15 protein-coding genes, 8 tRNA genes and 1 pseudogene (1 of these 24 running past the window's edge) are annotated in these 20,835 nt (G+C 41.5%); 19 read left to right on the forward strand and 5 right to left on the reverse strand.

Translation table 11 applies throughout. The annotated features are described in order from the left end of the window. Positions 1–62: 62 nt before the first annotated feature. The 6 genes from nudC (at position 63) to VOI46_RS05945 (ending at position 5,441) form a co-directional block, all read left to right on the forward strand. The gene (gene nudC, locus VOI46_RS05920) at positions 63–986 is read left to right on the forward strand and encodes an NAD(+) diphosphatase (RefSeq protein ID WP_096739842.1); all 924 of its coding nucleotides are present in this window, start codon (positions 63–65) and stop codon (positions 984–986) included. Positions 987–995: 9 nt separating this feature from the next. Next, positions 996–2,177 (forward strand): cystathionine beta-lyase, encoded by a 1,182-nt coding sequence (locus VOI46_RS05925; protein WP_138686097.1) that lies wholly within the window; start codon positions 996–998, stop codon positions 2,175–2,177. 163 nt (positions 2,178–2,340) lie between these two features. Beyond that, a complete protein-coding gene (locus VOI46_RS05930) occupies positions 2,341–3,168 on the forward strand; it encodes an ABC transporter permease subunit (protein WP_054983890.1) in 828 nt (275 codons plus the stop codon). Continuing rightward, positions 3,165–4,073, forward strand: a complete 909-nt coding sequence (locus VOI46_RS05935; RefSeq protein ID WP_282338068.1) for an ABC transporter ATP-binding protein — start codon at positions 3,165–3,167, stop codon at positions 4,071–4,073. Before VOI46_RS05930 ends, VOI46_RS05935 begins: the two co-directional genes overlap by 4 nt. Beyond that, positions 4,073–4,447 carry a PH domain-containing protein gene (locus tag VOI46_RS05940; RefSeq protein WP_004589518.1) on the forward strand — a complete coding sequence of 125 codons (375 nt, stop codon included), beginning with the start codon at positions 4,073–4,075 and terminating at the stop codon, positions 4,445–4,447. The genes VOI46_RS05935 and VOI46_RS05940 overlap by 1 nt, the downstream gene beginning before the upstream one ends. Positions 4,448–4,646: 199 nt before the next feature. Continuing rightward, positions 4,647–5,441, forward strand: coding sequence for a putative porin (locus VOI46_RS05945; protein WP_055255253.1), 795 nt, complete (start codon positions 4,647–4,649; stop codon positions 5,439–5,441). A gap of 89 nt (positions 5,442–5,530) precedes the next feature. Here VOI46_RS05945 and VOI46_RS05950 read toward each other — a convergent pair whose 3' ends face one another. After that, positions 5,531–7,378 (reverse strand): M2 family metallopeptidase, encoded by a 1,848-nt coding sequence (locus tag VOI46_RS05950; protein ID WP_282338073.1) that lies wholly within the window; start codon positions 7,376–7,378, stop codon positions 5,531–5,533. Between the two features lie 167 nt (positions 7,379–7,545). Between VOI46_RS05950 and VOI46_RS05955 the strand changes: the two genes are divergently transcribed. Next, a complete protein-coding gene (locus tag VOI46_RS05955) occupies positions 7,546–9,822 on the forward strand; it encodes an acyl-CoA dehydrogenase (RefSeq protein WP_282338075.1) in 2,277 nt (758 codons plus the stop codon). Between the two features lie 66 nt (positions 9,823–9,888). Here VOI46_RS05955 and VOI46_RS05960 read toward each other — a convergent pair whose 3' ends face one another. Next, a complete protein-coding gene (locus tag VOI46_RS05960) occupies positions 9,889–10,323 on the reverse strand; it encodes a hypothetical protein (protein WP_029773124.1) in 435 nt (144 codons plus the stop codon). 146 nt (positions 10,324–10,469) lie between these two features. Then, positions 10,470–11,438: a cysteine synthase A gene (gene cysK / locus VOI46_RS05965; protein ID WP_004589513.1), complete on the reverse strand. Its 969-nt coding sequence runs from the start codon at positions 11,436–11,438 to the stop codon at positions 10,470–10,472. A gap of 366 nt (positions 11,439–11,804) precedes the next feature. On the opposite strand from cysK, the gene VOI46_RS05970 reads away from it, so the two are divergent. The 12 genes from VOI46_RS05970 to VOI46_RS06025 all read left to right on the forward strand — a co-directional run bounded on the left by VOI46_RS05970 (position 11,805) and on the right by VOI46_RS06025 (position 17,340). Then, positions 11,805–12,956: a dicarboxylate/amino acid:cation symporter gene (locus tag VOI46_RS05970; RefSeq protein ID WP_282338077.1), complete on the forward strand. Its 1,152-nt coding sequence runs from the start codon at positions 11,805–11,807 to the stop codon at positions 12,954–12,956. 157 nt (positions 12,957–13,113) lie between these two features. Further along, positions 13,114–13,764, forward strand: coding sequence for a UvrY/SirA/GacA family response regulator transcription factor (gene uvrY / locus VOI46_RS05975; RefSeq protein WP_004589511.1), 651 nt, complete (start codon positions 13,114–13,116; stop codon positions 13,762–13,764). 11 nt (positions 13,765–13,775) lie between these two features. Then, a complete protein-coding gene (gene uvrC / locus VOI46_RS05980; protein ID WP_004589510.1) occupies positions 13,776–15,599 on the forward strand; it encodes an excinuclease ABC subunit UvrC in 1,824 nt (607 codons plus the stop codon). A gap of 42 nt (positions 15,600–15,641) precedes the next feature. Then, the gene (gene pgsA, locus VOI46_RS05985; RefSeq protein WP_024033647.1) at positions 15,642–16,187 is read left to right on the forward strand and encodes a CDP-diacylglycerol--glycerol-3-phosphate 3-phosphatidyltransferase; all 546 of its coding nucleotides are present in this window, start codon (positions 15,642–15,644) and stop codon (positions 16,185–16,187) included. Positions 16,188–16,395: 208 nt separating this feature from the next. Continuing rightward, positions 16,396–16,471 (forward strand) — tRNA-Gly (locus VOI46_RS05990). A gap of 27 nt (positions 16,472–16,498) precedes the next feature. Beyond that, positions 16,499–16,572, forward strand: a tRNA-Cys gene (locus VOI46_RS05995). 36 nt (positions 16,573–16,608) lie between these two features. Continuing rightward, a tRNA-Leu gene (locus VOI46_RS06000) sits at positions 16,609–16,695 on the forward strand. A 90-nt stretch (positions 16,696–16,785) separates the two neighbouring features. Beyond that, positions 16,786–16,861, forward strand: a tRNA-Gly gene (locus VOI46_RS06005). Positions 16,862–16,900: 39 nt separating this feature from the next. Continuing rightward, positions 16,901–16,987 (forward strand) — tRNA-Leu (locus VOI46_RS06010). Positions 16,988–17,047: 60 nt separating this feature from the next. Beyond that, a tRNA-Gly gene (locus VOI46_RS06015) sits at positions 17,048–17,123 on the forward strand. A gap of 19 nt (positions 17,124–17,142) precedes the next feature. After that, positions 17,143–17,216, forward strand: a tRNA-Cys gene (locus VOI46_RS06020). 37 nt (positions 17,217–17,253) lie between these two features. Continuing rightward, a tRNA-Leu gene (locus VOI46_RS06025) sits at positions 17,254–17,340 on the forward strand. 523 nt (positions 17,341–17,863) lie between these two features. On the opposite strand, the pseudogene VOI46_RS06030 reads toward VOI46_RS06025, so the two are convergent. Next, a pseudogene (locus VOI46_RS06030) lies at positions 17,864–19,459 on the reverse strand (BCCT family transporter). 183 nt (positions 19,460–19,642) lie between these two features. Then, a protein-coding gene (locus VOI46_RS06035; RefSeq protein WP_324738186.1) for a sodium:alanine symporter family protein crosses the window boundary here: on the reverse strand, positions 19,643–20,835 show its 3' portion. It continues 223 nt past the right edge of the window; only the last 1,193 of its 1,416 coding nucleotides appear in the window; its start codon lies beyond the right edge, outside the window; it ends in the stop codon at positions 19,643–19,645.

Below are 20,835 nucleotides of genomic sequence, written 5' to 3' on the forward strand. Positions count from 1 at the left end.
TAAATTGGGTTTACTCAGCGGTTATGGTAATTTTACGCCATACCATGTTATTGAGGACTCACATGCTTTATTACAGCGACATGCCATTAGACCGCGGGTCTAATTTTCGTAAAAACGCGGCGTGGTTAAACGCGCAAATGTCGGCACAAAGTAAGTGGCTTTTGGTGAATAATAACCACACTTTGTTTTATAAAGACGCAGCTCAAGTGTGCTACTTAACGTATCCGCAAATTGCCCATTTAGATTTATCAAACGCTATTTATTTAGGCTCAAATACCGAGCAACAGGGTGTGTTTGCGTTAGATGTTTCAGCCATACACGATGACGAACTCAAGTGCGTTATAGGCGACGCACAGTTTTTTGATATACGCCAATATGGCCCTCACGTTGATATACAAGATGGCTCTATAGCCGCACTTGCACGTGGCTTATGTTATTGGCATGCAACGCATAGTTTTTGTGGGCGTTGTGGCAGTAAAAATACATTAGTAGAGGCAGGGCATTCACGCCTATGTGAAAACGAGCACTGCAAGCACCCTACATTTCCACGCACTGACCCTGCAGTAATTATGGTGGTTACTAAAGTATTTGAAGATGGAATAGAGCGTTGTTTATTGGGTCGCCAAGCAATATGGCAACAAGGTATGTATTCGTCATTGGCAGGCTTTGTAGATCCAGGTGAAACACTAGAGCAAGCTGTAGCGCGCGAAGTTAAAGAAGAAGCAGGCATTGACGTTGATAATGTACGTTATATTGCCTCGCAACCTTGGCCATTTCCTTCTTCTATTATGTTGGGTTTTATTGCTCAGGCTAAAACTGAGCAAATAAACGTAGATAAAGACGAATTAGACGATGCCAAATGGTTTACGCGCGAAGAAGTTAAGGCGTTTGGCAATATGGGCGATGAAGGCGATCATTATAAACTCCCTCGGGTCGATTCAATTTCGCGTTTTTTAATTGAACAATGGCTTTCAAATAAGGCTTAAGGATTGGTAATGTCGACAAGCAAAAATAAAAATACCCAGTTAGTATCAACGGGGCGTAAAAAAGCCTACACCCATGGTGTGGTAAACCCCGTAGTACAGCGTGCTTCTACAATTGTATTTGACAGCGTGGCCGAATTAAAAGAGGCCGCTAAAACCCGCGGTGATAAAACATTATTTTATGGCCGCCGTGGCACAACTACACATTTTGCACTGCAAGAGGCAATAACCGAGCTTGAAGGCGGCGAAGGCTGCGCACTTTACCCATGCGGCGCTGCGGCAATAAGCCAAGCGTTATTGTCGTTTGTAAAGGCAGGCGATCATATTTTAATGGTTGATAACGTGTATGAACCTACGCGTGATTTTTGCGATAAAATTTTAGCGGGGCTAGGTGTTACCACCACTTATTACCCACCTACAATTGGCGCAGGTATTGAGGCGTATATTCAGCCAAACACAAAAGTGCTGTTTTTAGAATCGCCTGGCTCTATAACCATGGAAATACAAGATGTACCTGCCATGGTAAAAGTAGCCAATGAGCATAATATTATGACCATGCTTGATAACACCTACGGCAATGGCTTGCATTACCGCCCACTTGAACACGGTGTAGATATTAGTATTCAAGCAGCAACTAAGTACATTGTTGGCCACTCTGATGTAATGATGGGTGTAGCAGTGGCAAATAAAAAGTACTGGCCAACCCTACGTGAGCAGTCGTACTTATTAGGGCAATGCACCAGCGCAGATGATGCCTATTTAGCGCTTAGAGGCTTACGCACTATGGCAGTGCGTTTAAATCAGCACGAAAAGGCGGCTATAGAGGTGGCAAAATGGCTTGAGCAACATGAGTTAGTTGATCATATTCGCCATCCTGCATTTGAAAGCTGCCCTGGACATGAATTTTTTAAGCGCGACTTTGATGGCAGCAATGGGTTGTTTTCATTTGTAATGAAAACCGGTAACCAAAAAGCCATTGATGCGTTTTTAGATAGCCTTGAGCACATTAAAATGGGCTTTTCGTGGGGCGGCTTTGAAAGTTTAGTCACCGCCAATTTAACCATGAAAGGTTTACGTTCGAACACTGGTTGGGATTTAGGCCCTGTTATTCGCTTGCATATTGGCCTTGAAGACATTGATGATTTAATTAATGACTTAAGCCAAGCGCTTGAGGTATACCAACAGCATTTATAAAAATAGGCTAAATAAACAAAGTTTGGCCTGTTACATTTAAACGGTTTGTTACAAAGCTCACTTATGGTGAGCTTTTTTTTGCTGGTAATTCAAGGTGTTTACACTTACTGTTGTTACATTACGCTTTATTTTAAAGCATGAGCAACGTCATTAAGGAAAGCCAATGGCAACATCATCATTAGTGAACATAGGGCGATTAACCCAAATAGCGGGTTTTGAGCTAGTACGTATGTTTTTAACCAAGCGCGGCTTAATTGCAATGGCCGCCTTTGCCCTTGTTTGGTTACTTATTTTACGCTACCCGATAGGCCAAGCCGTCAGCATTATTAGTGCGCCCAATTTTGAACAAATGGCACGCGATATTTCAGGCAGTATTGGTTTAAGTAAGTTGCTTGATTGGCCTGAGGCCGAATTTGCTATGTACTGGCTAGTCGCTTTGTATAGCTTTCCGCTGTTTGCTATTTTTATATCAAGCGATCAAACCGTTGGCGATAGAGAACGCGGCACATTACGGTTTTTATCATTGCGCTCTACACGGTTTGAAATTTTATTTGGCCGTTTTTTAGGTCAGCTTGGCGTGTTAGCGTGTTTATTAGCTATTACCCTAGTGGCAACCCTTGGCGTACTTGGTTACAGAGAGCCTAGCCTATTAATGGGTGGGTTAAGCCGTGCGGTTTCTATATTTATAATAATGGTGGTGGTACTTAGCCCGTTTGTAGCATTAATGAGTTTGATTAACACGTTTGCTCGCTCGTCGCGTTTAGCAATTGTGTTAGCCATTTTATATTTTGCTGGTGGCGGCATTATTGTGGGTATATTGGCGTGGCAAGTACCGGCTTTAAATGCGCTCGATTACCTTTTCCCAGGGGTTAATTCTGAGCTTTTAGCTGGGCAAAACCTACCTTTATTGAGTGCCTTAGGTGTGCCGCTTATTCAAAGCGCTGTATTTATAGCGATTGCGCATCGAATATTTACAAGGAGTTCGCTATGAGCGTATTAATAAAAGCCAGCGGCTTGAGTAAATCGTATGGCGCAAAGCAAGCACTTAACAACGTAAGCTTTGAAATTCAAAAAGGCGCACCAGTGGCGTTAGTAGGCCCAAATGGTGCCGGTAAAACCACATTATTTAGTTTATTGTGCGGCTATATTAACCCAAGCCACGGTGAGCTCAGTATTTTAGGGCATCAGCCTGGTAGTGCCGCGTTGTTCAACCAAGTAAGTGCATTACCGCAAGATGCGCAGTTAGATCCGCGTTTTAATATAGATAAGCAACTGGCGTTTTATGGCAAGCTTCAAGGCATGGGCGCTAAACAAAGCCACAATGAAGCGCTGCGCGTACTTGATTTGGTAGGCTTAAAAGAAGTCGCTAAACAGCGTGCGGGCGATTTATCTCACGGTATGCGTAAACGGGTAACGATAGCGCAAGCGCTGATTGGCTCGCCGAAAATAGTGATGCTTGATGAAGCCACAGCAGGGCTTGACCCTATTCATGCCAGAGAGGTGCGAGAGCTGGTATCGAGCTTAAGCGATGAAGCCACCTTTATTTTAAGTTCGCACGATTTAACCGAACTTGAGCGATTATGCTCCCAAGTGCTTCACCTAGATAAGGGCATTTTGAGCGAGCACCAAACAAAAGACAACAATACGCATACTCACTTTTATACCTTAATGCTCAACGAGGCGTATCAAAATGTGGAGCAGCAACTGCAGGCGTTAGCAGGTGTAAGCCGTGTGTATATGAGCCAACATAAAGAATACGTGATTGAGTACCAGCCAACCGGTGAGCCACTTGATATTGCTTTATTAAACTTTTGCCATCAACAAAACTGGCAATATAGGCAGTTAGTAAATGGTCACACCTTAGAAAATCAAATATTTACACAGGAGAAAGCATAATGGGACTACTCAGTGGTTTAATGGGAAATGCAAGCGAAGTAGATGATTCTGATTTAGAAAAAGTACTTGCCAATACCCTAATAGATGGCGAACAAGTAGAAAAAGCCTATAAGGTGATTCGCGATATGTTTATTTTTACTAATAAGCGTTTAATTTTAATTGATAAGCAAGGTATGACCGGCTCTAAAATGGAAATGGTGAGTATTGCTTATTCTAAAATTACTAAGTTCAGTAAAGAAAGTGCAGGGCACTTTGATTTAGATGCCGAGCTTAAAATTTGGATTGGTTCAGACCCAACGCCTATTAGTAAAGAGTTTAAATCGGGCGATAATATTAACGAAGTTTATCGTGTAATAAGTCAGCATGCGCTTTAGTTTGCTGAACATGTTTTAAGTAGTTGTTGACTATGTGTTGCAACTACTTTAAATTTACAGTTTCTTACACCTACTTACAATTAACTTAATAAATACAACTGCTTAATTAAGTTTTCATTCAGTTTCTCAGCGTTAGCATGTCCCCACTTTAGTCAATGAGCTAAAGCATAAAAAGCAATGCACAAAGGGAAGTCTTACAATGAAAAAATTAGCAGTTATTATTTCAAGCATTTTATTATCTAGCACTGCGGCTGCTGCAGACAGCTACAATTCAATCAGTAATTTAAGCTACAAAGATAGCGATAACAACGACACCGTTGCTGTAGATTCTATTTATTACCTATCTCCTAAAAAAACATTAGGTCCGTACGATCAGTTTGAGTACATTAATAAACAAACTAACGTTTACGGCAGTTATGCTGATGACGACTTTGGCGATGTTACTAACATTGGTGGCGAATACTTTATTAATGAATTTGTTGTTGGCGCATCTTACGAAAACCTTGACCCAGATTCGGGCTCTAACGGTGAGCTTTACAAGCTAACTGGTGGCTACTTCTTTAACCCTGATTTATTAGCAAAAGTAACGCTTGTTGAAAACAAAGACGGCGATGACTTTGCTTTGTTTGATTTAGCATACAACCACATGCTAAACAGCACAGACTACGTAGGTGTAACACTTACATCTGATGACGACTTTGATTACCGCGCTGTTGCAGCTAAGTACTTTATTGACTTACAGCAAGGTAACTTTTTAACGTTTGAAGGTAAATACGAGAGCATTGAAGATGCAGAAAACCAGTGGGTAGCAGAAACTAACTACTACTTCTCAAAAGCAACCTCGGTATTTGCTAACTACAACAAGCAAGATACATATAGCTTTGGTGCTCAGCACTTCATCAATAAAAACATTGGTCTTAAAGTAGGTTACGAGAACAATGCAGATGACTCTGATAACGATGCATACTTTGCAAACATGCGTTTTCAGTTTTAATTAAGCCCTGTACTTAATTAAAAGCATAAAAAGCCCGCTACTGTAGCGGGCTTTGTTGTTTTTAACTTAAATTAACCGTGGTAAACGTTTTACCAGCCGCAATTACGGTCTTTGTTCTCCTCATCTAAATAGCGTTGCAGCGGTGCAAAGTAATCAAGCATAGCGGTTGCATCCATTTGCGGCTTGCCAGTGATGGTTTCAAGGGCTTCTTGCCATGGACGAGAAGAGCCCATTTCCAGCATTGCGTTTAGCTTATCTCCTGCTTCTTTTGAATTATAAATAGAGCAGCGGTGAATAGCTTTATCGTTACCGGCTATTTCACATAAGCTACGGTGAAATTCAAACTGTAAAATATGCGCTAAAAAGTAACGTGTATAAGGAGTGTTGCCTGGTACGTGGTATTTAGCACCTGGATCAAAGTCATCTTCGCTACGTGCAATAGGCGCTTTCACACCTTGGTATTTTTCACGTAGCTCCCACCACGCTTTATTATAATCTTGTGGCTTTACTTGGCCCGAAAATACCTGCCAGCGCCATTGATCAACCATTAAGCTAAAGGGCACAAAGGCGACTTTATCTAGCGCCATTTTCATTAGTAAGCCAATGTCTTTTGACTCATCAGGTACTTGCTCAAGTAAACCAATTTCTTTTAAGTAACCGGGTGTAACCGATAAAGCAATGGTGTCGCCAATGGCTTCGTGAAAACCATCGTTGGCACTTTCTTGATAAAATAAAGGTTGTTTATTATAAGCGCGCTGATAAAAGTTGTGGCCTAGCTCATGGTGAATAACAGAAAATTCTTCGCCTGTGCGTTGAATACACATTTTAATGCGTAAATCGTCTTTGCTATCTATATTCCAAGCAGAGGCATGACACTGTACGTCTCTGTCTTTTGGTTTTACAAATAACGAACGCTCGTAAAAGGTCTCTGGCAATGGCTCAAACCCCATTGAGGTAAAAAAGGTTTCAGCACCTTTAACCATTTTTAGCTCGTCGTAATTATTTTTAGCTAATAGCTCGGTAACATCGTAACCCGGATCGGCGTTTTCTGGCGCGACCACATCGTAAATATTACCCCACGCTTGCGCCCACATGTTTCCTAATAAGTGCGCAGGAATAGGCTCATCTTGGGCTACTTTGTCGGTGCCGTATTTTTCGCCTAATTTAGCGCGTACATGGCAATGCAGTGAGTTATAAAGTGGCTTTACTTGCCCCCAAATGCGGTCAAGCTCGGTTGTAAAGTCATCGGCTGGCATATCGTACTTACTACGCCACATTGCGCCGGTATCAGCATAACCTAGCTCTTTAGCCCCTTCATTTGTTAGGGTTACTTGCTGCTCGTAAAGTGGGCGCATTGGCTTTGAAATTTGACGCCACCCTTGCCATAAATCAAGTAGCTCGTTATAATCACGGCTGGTGGCCATCTTTGCGGTCATATCACCTAGGCTTAAACAGCTGCCATCGTCTTTACAGTATTTACCTTTACCATATAAACCACCTAGCTCTGCCACAATAGTGGAAAGTTGGGCTGTTTTTTCAGCGTCCTGAGGAGCGGGTAAAGTAAGCGCAAGTTTAAGTTTATTAAGCTTGCGGCGTGCATCGTAATCAAGCTTTAAGTCGTCAAATTGTGCTGCCTGATTGGCTAAACGCACGACTGACTCGGTCATTTTACGATTAACCTCGGCAGATAACGCCGAGGTGTCGTGCGTTATAAAGTTTGCGTAAATCCACTCAGCGCGGCTCGACTCTAGGTAAAGCTCACTTAGCTCTTGCTCGGCTTTGGCAATAAATGCATTGGCATCTTGTTTTGTAAGGGGCTTCTTGGTCTGTGCTGAATCGGTAGTGCCTAAGGCTATTTCCGCTTCGCAGGCGGTTAGCGCTAATGTACTTGCGACTATGAGGGCGCTCATACTTAATTTAAAGCGTGGCGTGTTCATTGTATTCCTTTGGTTTATTGTTATTAAGAAAGTGATAATAGCAGCGATGTTTAAAACAATAAAATTAATACGTTAAGGCGTGTGGTGCATCGCGCAATGATTGTATTTAAACTAAGATGGGTCATAATTAAGTTACTATTTTCATTCAATGTAAAAGGAATGTGCTCATGTCAGTATTTATAATATTGCTGGTCGTGGTGGTGGTTATTTTTGCAGTCAAAGACATTCGCCTCAACCTGATCAGCCGTCCTACGTTTAAAATGTTTAAAAAGGTACTTCCGCCGCTCTCGCAAACTGAGCGAGAGGCAATGGAAGCCGGCGATGTATGGTGGGATGGTGAGCTATTTAGTGGTAATCCAGATTGGCAAAAACTGCATAACTTTCCAAGGCCTGAGCTTAGCGATAAAGAAAATGACTTTATGGATAATCAGGTGAACACGCTACTGGCGATGCTAGATGATTACCAAATTGTACAAAAAGACAAAGACCTGCCAAAAGAAGTCTGGGATTACTTAAAAACAGAGGGCTTTTTTGCGCTGATCATTCCTGAAAAATTTGGTGGACGTGAGTTCTCTGCCATTGCTAATTCAACCATAGTGTCAAAAATTGCCACAAAAAGCTTAACTGCGGCGGTTACTGTTATGGTGCCTAATAGCTTAGGCCCAGGCGAGCTGTTACTGCATTATGGCACAAAAGAGCAACAAGACCGTTGGTTGCCAAGCCTTGCAAGTGGTAAAGATGTACCGTGTTTTGCACTTACAGGCCCAGAAGCAGGCTCTGATGCCGGCAGTATTCCCGACTCAGGCGTAGTGTGTAAAGGGCAGCATAATGGTGAAGAAGTTATAGGCCTGCGTTTAAATTGGTCTAAGCGTTATATTACGCTTGCGCCGGTGGCAACCGTACTTGGCCTTGCCTTTAAAATGTATGACCCAGATGGGTTATTAGGCGATGAAAAAGAGCTAGGTATTACCTGTGCGCTAATTCCTACAGATCACGAAGGGGTAGAAACGGGTGTGCGCCATTATCCATTAAACATGGCATTTATGAACGGAACTACCTACGGTAAAGATGTTTTTATTCCGCTAGATTGGATTATTGGTGGTGAGCAGGGCGCAGGGCGAGGCTGGCGCATGTTGGTTGAGTGTTTAAGTGCTGGGCGCGGTATTTCTTTACCTGCACTAAGCACCGCAACAGGACATTTAGCCTCTAAAATGACTTCTGCTTACTCTGTGGTACGCCAACAGTTTGGTGTATCAATTGGCCAATTTGAAGGTGTACAAGAAGCCTTAGCGCGTATTGGCGGGTTAACGTATACGTTAGAGTCTGCGCGTTTAATGACCGCAGGCGCAATAGATTTAAAACTTAGCCCATCGGTTGTTACCGCCATTGCAAAATACCATATGACCGAAATGGGGCGTACGGTAATGAACGATGCAATGGACATTCATTCTGGTAAAGGTATTCAAGTTGGGCCTAATAACTATTTAGCCCATGGTTATATGGGGATCCCGGTATCGATTACTGTTGAAGGGGCAAACATTTTAACCCGTAACTTAATGATTTTTGGCCAAGGTGCCACGCGTTGTCATCCGTTTGTGTTAAAGGAAATGGAAGCTGCCGCAATGGAAGACGATGATGCAGCACTTGATCAATTTGATAGTTTATTGATGAAGCACATTTTATTTGCTGCCAGTAATGCCGGCATGGCTTTTGTGCATGGTCTTACGCGAAGCTGTTTGGCAAAAGCGCCCGTGTGCGGTGCAACCGCTGTGTATTACAAACAGCTAAGCAGAATGAGCCGAGGGCTTGCTTTTACTACAGATGTAGCCATGTTGGTACTTGGTGGTGAGCTCAAGCGTAAAGAGATGATTTCGGCGCGTTTAGGCGATGTGCTTAGCCATTTATATTTAGCGTCTACTGTATTAAAGCGCTTTGAAGATGAAGGGCGCCAACAGGCTGATTTACCTTTTGTGAAATACGCTATTGAAAATTCTCTTTATGAGATAGGCCAAGCGTTTGATGGTTTTTTCAAAAACTTTTCAAATCCGGTGGTTAACTTTTTACTTAAACGCATTGTGTTTCCGCTGGGGAATCACTACCACAAGCCAAGTGATGAAACAGCCCAAAGTATTTGCGAGCATATGACGCAACCTGGGGTGTTTAGAAACCGCTTAACGCACTTATGTTATGTAGATGAAAATGCGGGCACGGGCGTGATGGAAAATGCATTTTTAGCTATGCACGATATGCAAACACAGTTTAAAGAGTTAAAACACTGGCAACGCAGTGGTAAGATCCCTGCAACACTCGACATAGAAGACGCAATAAATTACGCACTAGAGAATGAGCTCCTTGCGCAAGCAGATGCCGATGCAATGCACCATACCAATAAACTAAGAAAACAAGCAATTGCCGTTGATAACTTTAAACCCGGTGAATTATAACGCTTAAGATAAGCGCTAAACGCAAAAAGGCCTTACATGTGTAAGGCCTTTTTTGTGGTGTATAAGTTAGCGTGCGTAAGGGTCTGCAACTATTTTATCTATATACCATTTCCCTTTTTTACGAAGCATTTTAACGCTGCGCATATCATCGACTTTATCGCCATTAAAGTAGCCTGTAAAAATGAGGTTTATTTTGGCGTTATCGCCATATTGTTCGCGTACGCTCATGTTGGTCATATCGACTTCAATTACTACTTCATCGTATTGCAGGTTTACTAAGTTTCGGGCAAATTGCTTAGCGGTGCCATAGGATTTCATAATTCGGCTGAGGTTAGGGGTGGCCATTGTACTGGCTTTTTGTAAATCTTTTTGATTATACAATGCATCAAAGTAAGCGGTGGCTGTATCGCCCGGTGAGTCGCCCAGCGTTTGTACGCTATCGCCACAGGCGGCTAAAAATAAGCATACGATAAAACTTAAATAAGCTGTTATTTTTTTCATGTTGAATGTTTTTAATTAGTTTTTTTAAAGTGTGTGGTTAATTAAACAAGATGTAAAGCAGCACTGGGGAATAAATAGAAAATTGAATCATAAATAATAAAAAAGGATGCCATAAGCATCCTTCTAAGTATCTCAAGGAGAGAAGTTTACTGTACTAATTCTTGCTCGCTAAATTCTTCAGCAAACATTGGGCTAGACAGGTAACGCTCTGTGGCACTTGGTAAAATCACCACAATATTTTTATCAGCGTTTTCTGGTTTTTCAGCAAGGCGTTTAGCGGCAACAACAGCTGCGCCTGATGAAATACCCACTAAAATACCTTCTTTTTTCATTAGCTCATGAGCCATTGCAATAGCATCTTCGTTTGATACTTGCTCAGCACCATCAATCACACTTAAATCAAGGTTACCAGGAATAAACCCTGCGCCAATACCTTGAATTTTATGTGGACCTGGTTTTACTTCTTCGCCTGCAAGCGTTTGGCTAATAACAGGTGAGTTAGTTGGCTCAACTGCAATCGCTTTAACATCTAGGCCTTTTTCGTTTTTAAGGTAACGGCTAACACCTGTAATAGTACCGCCAGTGCCTACGCCTGCTACAAAAAAGTCTACTTTACCATCAAGCGCTTCAAAAATTTCTGGGCCGGTTGTTTCAAAGTGAATTTTAGGGTTAGCTGGGTTTTCGAACTGTTGTAATAAAATGTATTTTTCTGGATCTGTTGCTTGAATTTCTTTTGCTTTTTCAATTGCGCCATTCATACCTTTAGCGCCATCTGTAAGCACTAAGTTAGCGCCTAATGCTTTTAATAGTTTGCGGCGCTCTAGGCTCATTGTATTAGGCATGGTAAGTGTTAATTTGTAACCACGTGCTGCTGCAACAAATGCAAGGGCAATACCTGTATTACCCGATGTAGGTTCAATTAGTTCTTTACCTTCAACAAGCTGACCTGATTTTTCAGCTTCCCAAATCATTGATGCACCAATACGACATTTAATACTAAAGCTAGGATTACGCGATTCTACTTTAGCGTAAACGTTTCCGCCTGTTACGCGATTAAGTTTTACCAGTGGTGTATTACCAATGCTTAGTGAGTTATCTTCAAAAATAGTAGACATAATGTTCCTTTGGATACAATCTGATCAATGTGTTAATAGCCTTTGCTATTAACTATATAAATACACTTTACTGCGAGTTTAAAAAAACTAAAGTAAAGTTTGGCTATAACATATATCTATTGGGCTTATAACCAGCCGAAATAAAAATTAGTTATTATTGTTGCTTTAGTTATTAAAGATGCGGGCTCATTTTTAAATTTAAAGAGTAAATTTCGCCACGTAGTTAAAAAATGCTCAGAGTAGGCTAATTATTGCGATGTTTTTGTGTGTTATTTGCGCACATGAATATAACTTGAATACTTTTATCACACAATGCGCCTAAAACATGTTAAAAACACTCTATCTATATTCAACTAAGCAATCACAATGAAGTTAATCTTAAAATTAATTGCCGGTATTGTGGCCGGTATTTTGGTCGGGCTTTATGTGCCTCTCACAGGTGTTGAGCTTTTATTTACTGTTAAAGAACTTATTGGCCAACTTATTTCTTTTACCATCCCATTAATTATTTTATTTTTTATTGCTTCGGGCATTGCGGGCTTGCCTAAAGGGTCTGGCCATTTATTAGGTAAAACTGTTGGCTTTGCTTACAGCTCTACAGTAATTGCAGGTACGCTTGCCTTTTTACTAGTAAGTGCGGTTATTCCACTGCTAAGTGGCAATATTATGTTTGAAGCCGAAGTTGCCACTGAAATTGGCAGTTTTATTGATTTAGAAATTCCACCGCTGATGGGTGTAATGACAGCGCTTGTGACTGCATTTGTGTTTGGTATTGGCATGAGCCAACTTGAATTAGAAACACTTAAAAAAGTGTCTGATCAGGGTCGCGATGTAATCGATGCTTTATTATCTAAAGTAATTATTCCGGCATTACCATTTTACATTGCGGGTGTATTTGCAGAAATGACCGTAGCAGGTACCGTGGTCGATACACTGCAAACCTTTGGTGTTGTGCTTATTGCTGCACTTGTAATGCACTGGCTGTGGCTAACCGTATTATATGTTTCTACGGGGATATTACTTAAACGTAACCCGTTGGAGCTAGTTAAAAATATGCTTCCTGCTTATTTTACAGCACTGGGGACAATGTCGAGCGCGGCCACCATTCCGGTGTCTTTGCAATCAAGCAAAGCAAATAACGTAAAAGAAGATGTAGCAAACTTTACAGTGCCACTGTGCGCTACTATCCATTTATCGGGTTCTACCATTACGATTGTGACGTGTGCGATGGCCGTTATGTTTTTATCGCCAAGCATGGAAGTACCTTCTTTAATGGGGATGCTACCGTTTATTATGATGTTAGGGGTAGTAATGATTGCAGCGCCAGGTGCACCTGGTGGAGCAGTAATGTCGGCGCTCGGTTTATTAACCAGTATGCTTGGCTTTAACGAAGGCGCTGTTGCACTTATGATTGCACTTTACCTTGCGCAAGATAGCTTTGGTACTGCGTGTAATGTTACAGGCGATGGCATTATTGCCCTATGGGTAGACCGTTTTAGCGAAAAAGCAGCGTCATAAAAACTAAAGTACTGGTTTTTAGCAGTTGTAAAATAATGCTAAAAGATGAGGACACCTAAAGCGAAGCAATAATATTAGTTATTGTTTCGCTTTAACTGTGGTAATGTGGCAAATTAGATTGTTTGTCGCGTATTGTTAGGTTAATGAGGGTATTACATTGATTAATGTGCTTTTAGTTGATGACCATGAGCTGGTACGAACTGGTATAAAACGTATATTAGATGATGTACGTGGTTTTAAAGTGGTAGGCGAAGCTAAAGATGGAGAGGCTGCGGTACAGTTTTGTCGCCAGCACGCACCTAATATTGTATTAATGGATATGAACATGCCTGGCATGGGTGGCTTAGAGGCCACTAAAAAGATTTGTCGCTATTGCCCAGATGTAAAAATTATTGTGCTTACGGTTAATTGCGAAGACCCGTTTCCATCAAAAGTGATGCAAATTGGCGCGCATGGCTTTTTAACCAAAGGTGCAGGCTCAGATGAAATGGTTCGTGCTATACGATCTGTTCATGCAGGTCAGCGTTATATCGCCCCAGAAATTGCACAACAAATAGCCCTTGCGCAAGTAACAGGGCGTACCGATGAAAACCCTTTTCAAAGCTTATCTGAGCGCGAGCTACAAATTATGCTAATGATCACCAAAGGTGAAAAAGCTCAAGATATTGCCGAGCGCTTAAATTTAAGCTCAAAAACAGTGAACAGCTACCGTTACCGTATGTTTGAAAAATTAAACGTAGGGGGCGACGTTGAGCTTACTCATTTGGCCATTCGCCATAAAATGATTGATATAGACGTATCTCATTAATTTTTTAATTTATGTCTGAATTCGATCACGCCCAATTTTTAAAAACGCTATCAAGTGAACCGGGTGTATACCGTATGCTTGATAGTGAACAACAAGTTATTTATGTCGGTAAAGCTAAAAACTTAAAAAAACGGGTAAGTAGCTACTTTAGATCTAATCTAACCGACAGTAAAACCCGTGTGTTAGTGAGTAATATTTGCGATATTGAAGTTACGCTCACAAACACCGAAACCGAAGCCCTGCTGCTTGAAAACAACCTTATAAAAAAATATCAGCCGCGTTATAACATTTTATTACGTGATGATAAGTCATACCCCTATATATTACTTACCAGTCATAAACATCCGCGTTTAGCCTTTCATAGAGGCAGCCGCAAGGTAAAAGGCGAGTACTTTGGGCCTTTCCCAAGCGCTGGCGCAGTGTCGGAAAGTTTGCGTTTAATGCAAAAAATATTTCCTGTACGTCAGTGCGAAGATGCCTATTACCGTGCCAGAAGCCGCCCGTGTTTACAGTATCAGCTAAAGCGCTGCTCAGCACCGTGTGTTAATAAAGTGACAGAGCAAGAGTACGGCGAACAAGTTGATTATGTACGTAAGTTTTTAACAGGTAAGTCGCACGAAGTAATAGCCGATTTAATAAAAAAAATGGAAGCGGCGAGTAAAGACCTTAACTTTGAGCTCGCAGCTAAAGTGCGTGACCAAATTATGCTACTGCGCAAAATGCAGGAGCAGCAGTCTATTTCAGGTAATTTTGCTGAAATGGATGTGGTAGGTTTTGCGCACTTAAATGGATTAAACGGGATTCATTTATTAATGATCCGCGATCATAAAGTGCTAGGCAGTAAAACCTATTTTCCAAAAGTGCCTAAAGATTCGGGGCAAGAGGAAATACTCACTTCGTTTTTAGGGCAATATTATTTAGCGCCTGGTGCGACAGGGCGCATAGCAAAAGAGATTATTTTACCGTTCGAGATTGAAGAAAGTAGCGCATTGAGTGAAGCGCTTACGCAAATTAGTGAGCGTAAAGTATCGCTTAAAGTGGTTACCCGCGGGGAGCGAGCACAATATCTTCAGCTTGCTAATAAAAACGCATTAAACAGCATTACCGTTAAACAAAGTACGCAAGACTCTATAAACAAACGTTATGCACAATTAAAAGCGACCCTAGGCTTAGATGATATAAACAGAATGGAATGTTTTGATATCAGCCATACCATGGGGGAGAACACAGTAGCCAGTTGTGTAGTATTTGATTCGCAAGGGCCAAATAACAAAGAGTACAGGCGCTACAACGTAACGGGTATAACCGGCGGTGATGATTACGCGGCAATGGAGTTTGCACTGAACAAACGCTACAACAAAGTGGTAGATGAAGACAAAATTCCTGACGTTATATTCATTGACGGTGGTAAAGGGCAACTAGGCCGTGCAGAGCAGTATTTTGCTACGTGGCCACATGCTAAAATGCCACTGTTAGTCGGTGTAGCAAAAGGCACAAGCAGAAAGCCAGGCCTTGAAACCTTATTAATTGATGGCGGGCGAAAAACGATTCCTATGGATTCGGATGCGCCAGCACTTCATTTAATCCAGCATATTCGCGATGAGTCGCACCGATTTGCCATTGCAGGGCACCGTAATAAGCGCCAAAAACAGCGCACGCAATCATTATTAGAAGAGATCAACGGAGTAGGTTCTAAGCGCCGCCAAACATTATTAAAATATTTAGGGGGCATGCAAGGGGTAAAAGCTGCTAATATAGAACAGTTAAAGAAAGTTCCTGGGATCAGTCCTGACATGGCTGAGAAGATATTTAACCATTTGCATGACAAGGGCTAGCTCTTCACGCGAATATAGAAAAAAAGACATATCCAAGTAGTTATGTGGAATATTCCAAACACACTCACAACCTTTAGACTTTTTCTTATCCCCATATTTTTGGTGATATTTTACTTGCCTTATAGCTGGGCGTTTTTTGCTGCCGCTTTTATTTTTTGGCTTGCATCAATCACCGATATACTTGATGGCTATTTAGCACGAAAGCTAGAGCAATCTACGCCTTTTGGTGCGTTTTTAGACCCTGTAGCCGATAAGGTTATGGTGTGTGCTGCACTTGTTGCGCTTTCTGATCATTATCAGTCTATGTATATGACGATTCCGGCCCTTATTATTATTAGCCGTGAAATAGTGATATCTGCATTACGCGAGTGGATGGCAGAACAAGGCAAACGTGGAAACGTTGCAGTATCAAATATGGGCAAAATAAAAACCGCGGCGCAAATGCTGGCGATTATTGGCCTAATTTGGCAATACGATACGTGGATGATCTATTTAAGTTTTGCTTTATTGTATATAGCCACCTATTTAACACTGAGCTCTATGGTGCAATATTTAATGGCTGCATGGAGTGAATTGACCAAAAATTGATTGTAAACGTCTAATAACGCACCGTTTTAGATAAAAAATAATCAAACAGTTCAAAAGTGGCATTTTTTGTGTTGACGCGTTTAATAATCTCTGTAGAATGCGTCCGTGTTGAGAGGGCATAGCCCCTAAGATAAAGAAAACCAAAGTTACTTAGTTAACAGCGTAAACATCGCAAGATGTTGAATAACGCAGATAATTAAATAATAATGCGGCACTAGCTCAGTTGGTAGAGCGCGACCTTGCCAAGGTCGAGGTCACGAGTTCGAGCCTCGTGTGCCGCTCCAAGTTTTCATTAGGTTGTCCAACGGTTTGGCGGAATGGCAGAGTGGCCATGCAGCGGATTGCAAATCCGTCCACCTCGGTTCGACTCCGGGTTCCGCCTCCATTCAACACTCCACATGCTTTAAATAGCAAACTCGATGCCCGAGTGGTGGAATTGGTAGACACAAGGGATTTAAAATCCCTCGACTAACAAGTCGTGCCGGTTCAAGTCCGGCCTCGGGCACCACTTTGTGGTTTAATTACATCGCCAAGTGTAATTTATAAAAACAATGTTACATAAATTAGTTTATGTAATTAAATTTAGAATTAATATGATGCGGCACTAGCTCAGTTGGTAGAGCGCGACCTTGCCAAGGTCGAGGTCACGAGTTCGAGCCTCGTGTGCCGCTCCATATTGGTTTTATCCACTTGCTTTAAATAGCAAACTCGATGCCCGAGTGGTGGAATTGGTAGACACAAGGGATTTAAAATCCCTCGACTAACAAGTCGTGCCGGTTCAAGTCCGGCCTCGGGCACCACTTTTAATTATTCTACCAAAATAATTAAAAGTTAGATAAAATATTAATGAAAAGTTTAATGCGGCACTAGCTCAGTTGGTAGAGCGCGACCTTGCCAAGGTCGAGGTCACGAGTTCGAGCCTCGTGTGCCGCTCCAAATTATTTGGAAGCGTTAAGGCGGAATGGCAGAGTGGCCATGCAGCGGATTGCAAATCCGTCCACCTCGGTTCGACTCCGGGTTCCGCCTCCATTTAATTACTCCACATGCTTTAAATAGCAAACTCGATGCCCGAGTGGTGGAATTGGTAGACACAAGGGATTTAAAATCCCTCGACTAACAAGTCGTGCCGGTTCAAGTCCGGCCTCGGGCACCACTTTTACTAAAGTCCTTTTAGTAAATTAAATACTCACTATTTTTAAATAAATATCCATTTTTTATATTACAATCACTTTGTTTATGTTTTTGCCTATTCTTAAAAAGTTAATAGCACTTGGCTTAATTAAGTGACTAATTTGAGGCAGACAATCGTGCTTAAAGCAAATCATACGTATTGTTACACGTTAGCGTTAGTTGTTTAAACCTACATTACTTTTCCTATATCCCTTTGCTGCTGCCGCCTAAATCCAATTCAGTTCATCAAAGCAATTTACATACATGCGCGACTACCTGATGATATAAACTTGATAGCTAAAGGTGCAACTAATAGCACTTGGTTGTTATGCGCTTATATGTGCGCTCTATTTATTAAAACAACGTGTTTTAGAGGTGTATTGCCAAACCTAAACAGTTTGATGATTAAATACGGTCGTTAATGTATTAGCTGAAGTGTGTAGGTAAGGGAGGAAATAAAGTGCAAAGCAAAGCGACACAAAGCCGCTTTGCTAAAGTACATAATGCTATAACTTTGTTTGTGCCTTATAAATAGGGTATTCGCTCATTAAACCTTGAATAAGCGCCACGCACATTAAAATAAGCACAATTGAGAAAGGTAACGCAGTGGTTACTACTCCCGATTGCAAGGCCTGCAAGGCTTGAGAGCCACCTACCCACAGTAATACGGCGGCTATTGCCCCTTCAACCGATGCCCAAAATATACGTTGTGGTACCGGCGCATCAATTTTTCCGCCAGCGGTTATGCCATCTATTACAAGTGAGCCAGAATCAGAAGAGGTAATAAAAAACACTCAAACAAGCACAATTGAGATCACACTAATAAGGCCACTAAGCGGAAGCTGCTCATAAACCTGAAATAGCGTCACAGAGATATCGGTTAACCCGTTTTGCCCAAGTGGGCCAACTTTATCAATAATTTGTGAAATCGCTAAATTACCAAATACCCCCATCCACACTAAGCTTAATAGTGTTGGCAGGCCAATGACGACTAATAAAAATTCTCGCACGGTACGGCCTCTAGAAACGCGGGCAATAAACATTCCTACAAACGGCGACCACGATATCCACCATGCCCAATAAAATACTGTCCAGGCATGCATCCAGTCTTCATCCTCACGGCCAAACGGATTACTAAGTGGAACCATATGTTCTACATATGCACCAAAGGTAAACCATATTGCTTTAATTGAGTCACTAAAAGTAAGCGATATTATGGCTACAAGTAAAATAAATGCACATATAAGATTGATGTTACTAAGTACTTTCACACCCCCTTCAATGCCTTTAATAACAGAAACAATAGCAATACAGGTAACGAGCGCTATAACTGTAATTTGAAAAGCGGTACCGTAGTCAGTGCCCATTAAATAATTAATACCACTTGTTGCTTGCTGTGCCCCTAAACCAAGAGACGTTGCTAAACCAAAAAGCGTAGAGAGTACAGCAAGTATATCAATAACATGACCCAGCCAACCCCATGCACGATCGCCAAATAAGGGATAAAACACGGAGCGTATAGATAACGGAAGGCCTTTATTGTAAGCAAAAAACGCTAAGCTAAGTGCAACAATGGCGTAAATTGCCCAACCATGTAAGCCCCAGTGATACATGGTGGCGCCCATGGCTAAAGAGTGAGCTTCTGGGGTATTTGGCTCTGCGTTCATTGGCATTAAGTACCAATCAGTAAAATAGGCTGCGGGCTCTGCGACACCCCAAAACAGTAAACCTATCCCCATTCCTGCGGCAAATAACATTGCCAGCCATGAGAGATAACCATGTTCAGGTTTTGCATCAACACCCCCTAAGCGAATTTTACCAAGAGGGGAGAGCGCAAGTGCAAAGCAAAATAATACGAAACCATTAGCAATCAACATGAAGTAACTATCAAATTTATTGATAATGGCATCTTTAGTTGAGGTAAGTGCTTCCCTGACCACTTCAGGGTCAAGCAATAAGGTAAGAACAACAAATAGTATGACTAAAAATGCGCTTATTCCAAACACTGGGTTATGAACATCAAACCCCCATTTTTGTACGTTATCTTGACCTACCTGATAATCGGTAGTGTCAATACTGTATTTGTTCAATTGGTCATCCATCATGACTCCTTTATATTATAGATAACAAATTTCAATTTTATAGTACGTAAGTAAATCAAAAAGCGCCTATTACTGATATTTAATTATGGTATATATCTCTGAAATACATTAATAAATTTTTATATAGTTTGAAAGGCAAAAAAAAGCGAGCTAATGCTCGCTTAATAATTTTTTAATTTAGTGTTACTTCCACGCGTTAGGATCAACCTCTTTGGCAAGCTTAGGGTGCTTGTCTTTGTCAAACGTAGGTAATACTCCTTGCTTGTTTTGCGCGTTGTAATCTTTTGATAACCACACAACAACGCCTGAAAGCATAAACAGTGCAACCACGTTTACAATAGCCATTAGGCCCATAGAAATATCAGCAAGTGTCCAAATAATACCTAGTTCACCAATTGCACCAAACATAACCATGCCTAATACGAGTAATCTAAATATAAACATTCCTTTAGTAGAGTTGTGCTCTAAAAACATTAGGTTTGTTTCGGCATATGAATAATTCGCGACAATAGAGGTAAATGCAAAAAACAAAATGGCAATGGCAATAAAGTAAGTACCCCAGTCACCTACGTGCTCTTGTAGTGCAGCTTGCGTTAACTCTATTCCCAATACAGCCGATTCAGGTACAAGTTGATTGGACAGTAAGATTAATGAGGCAGTGGCTGTACAGATCACAATAGTATCTATAAATACACCTAGCATTTGCACATACCCTTGCGAGGCTGGGTGCGGTGGATAAGGTGTTGCCGTTGCTGCGGCATTGGCTGCGCTACCCATACCGGCTTCGTTCGAAAACAAACCGCGCTTAATACCTTGGATCATAGCTTGCGTTACACCATAGCCAATTGCACCGGCGCCTGCTTGCTCTAAACCAAAAGCACTTTTTATTATAAGTACAATAACATCAGGTAGGGCAGTAAAGTTAATCGCACATACATATATAGCAACTAGCAAATAGGCAAGCGCCATAAATGGAACAACCATTTCGGCAAAACGTGATATTGTTTTTAATCCACCAAAAATAATAATGCCTGAGCCAATTACAAGTGCAATGCCTACTATATACTTAGGTACATCAAACGCTACTTCAAATGCGGCAGCAATAGAGTTTGACTGTACAGCATTAAATACCAGGCCAAAGGCTAAAATTAAGCATAATGAAAACAACACACCCATACAGCGTTTGCCTAAACCACGCTCCATATAATAAGCAGGGCCACCTCTAAAGTTGCCATCAGCGTCTTTAGTTTTATAAGCTTGCGCTAACGTACTTTCTGCAAAGCTAGTTGCCATACCTATTAAAGCAATCAGCCACATCCAAAATATAGCCCCAGGGCCACCTAAATAAAGTGCCACGGCAACACCGGCCATATTAC

Origin of the sequence: Pseudoalteromonas sp. CuT4-3 (assembly GCF_035666335.1) — a bacterium.
GTDB lineage: Bacteria > Pseudomonadota > Gammaproteobacteria > Enterobacterales > Alteromonadaceae > Pseudoalteromonas > Pseudoalteromonas atlantica.

What these genes read in the sequence shown, in the direction of transcription:
- VOI46_RS05935 (WP_282338068.1), top strand. Translation starts at nt 3,165, where the DNA reads ATGAGCGTATTAATAAAAGCCAGCGGCTTGAGTAAATCGTATGGCGCA.
- VOI46_RS05960 (WP_029773124.1), bottom strand. Translation starts at nt 10,323, where the DNA reads ATGAAAAAAATAACAGCTTATTTAAGTTTTATCGTATGCTTATTTTTA.
- VOI46_RS05955 (WP_282338075.1), top strand. Translation starts at nt 7,546, where the DNA reads ATGTCAGTATTTATAATATTGCTGGTCGTGGTGGTGGTTATTTTTGCA.
- VOI46_RS05970 (WP_282338077.1), top strand. Translation starts at nt 11,805, where the DNA reads ATGAAGTTAATCTTAAAATTAATTGCCGGTATTGTGGCCGGTATTTTG.
- pgsA (WP_024033647.1), top strand. Translation starts at nt 15,642, where the DNA reads ATGTGGAATATTCCAAACACACTCACAACCTTTAGACTTTTTCTTATC.
- VOI46_RS05930 (WP_054983890.1), top strand. Translation starts at nt 2,341, where the DNA reads ATGGCAACATCATCATTAGTGAACATAGGGCGATTAACCCAAATAGCG.
- cysK (WP_004589513.1), bottom strand. Translation starts at nt 11,438, where the DNA reads ATGTCTACTATTTTTGAAGATAACTCACTAAGCATTGGTAATACACCA.
- VOI46_RS05950 (WP_282338073.1), bottom strand. Translation starts at nt 7,378, where the DNA reads ATGAACACGCCACGCTTTAAATTAAGTATGAGCGCCCTCATAGTCGCA.
- nudC (WP_096739842.1), top strand. Translation starts at nt 63, where the DNA reads ATGCTTTATTACAGCGACATGCCATTAGACCGCGGGTCTAATTTTCGT.
- VOI46_RS05925 (WP_138686097.1), top strand. Translation starts at nt 996, where the DNA reads ATGTCGACAAGCAAAAATAAAAATACCCAGTTAGTATCAACGGGGCGT.
- uvrC (WP_004589510.1), top strand. Translation starts at nt 13,776, where the DNA reads ATGTCTGAATTCGATCACGCCCAATTTTTAAAAACGCTATCAAGTGAA.
- VOI46_RS05945 (WP_055255253.1), top strand. Translation starts at nt 4,647, where the DNA reads ATGAAAAAATTAGCAGTTATTATTTCAAGCATTTTATTATCTAGCACT.
- VOI46_RS05940 (WP_004589518.1), top strand. Translation starts at nt 4,073, where the DNA reads ATGGGACTACTCAGTGGTTTAATGGGAAATGCAAGCGAAGTAGATGAT.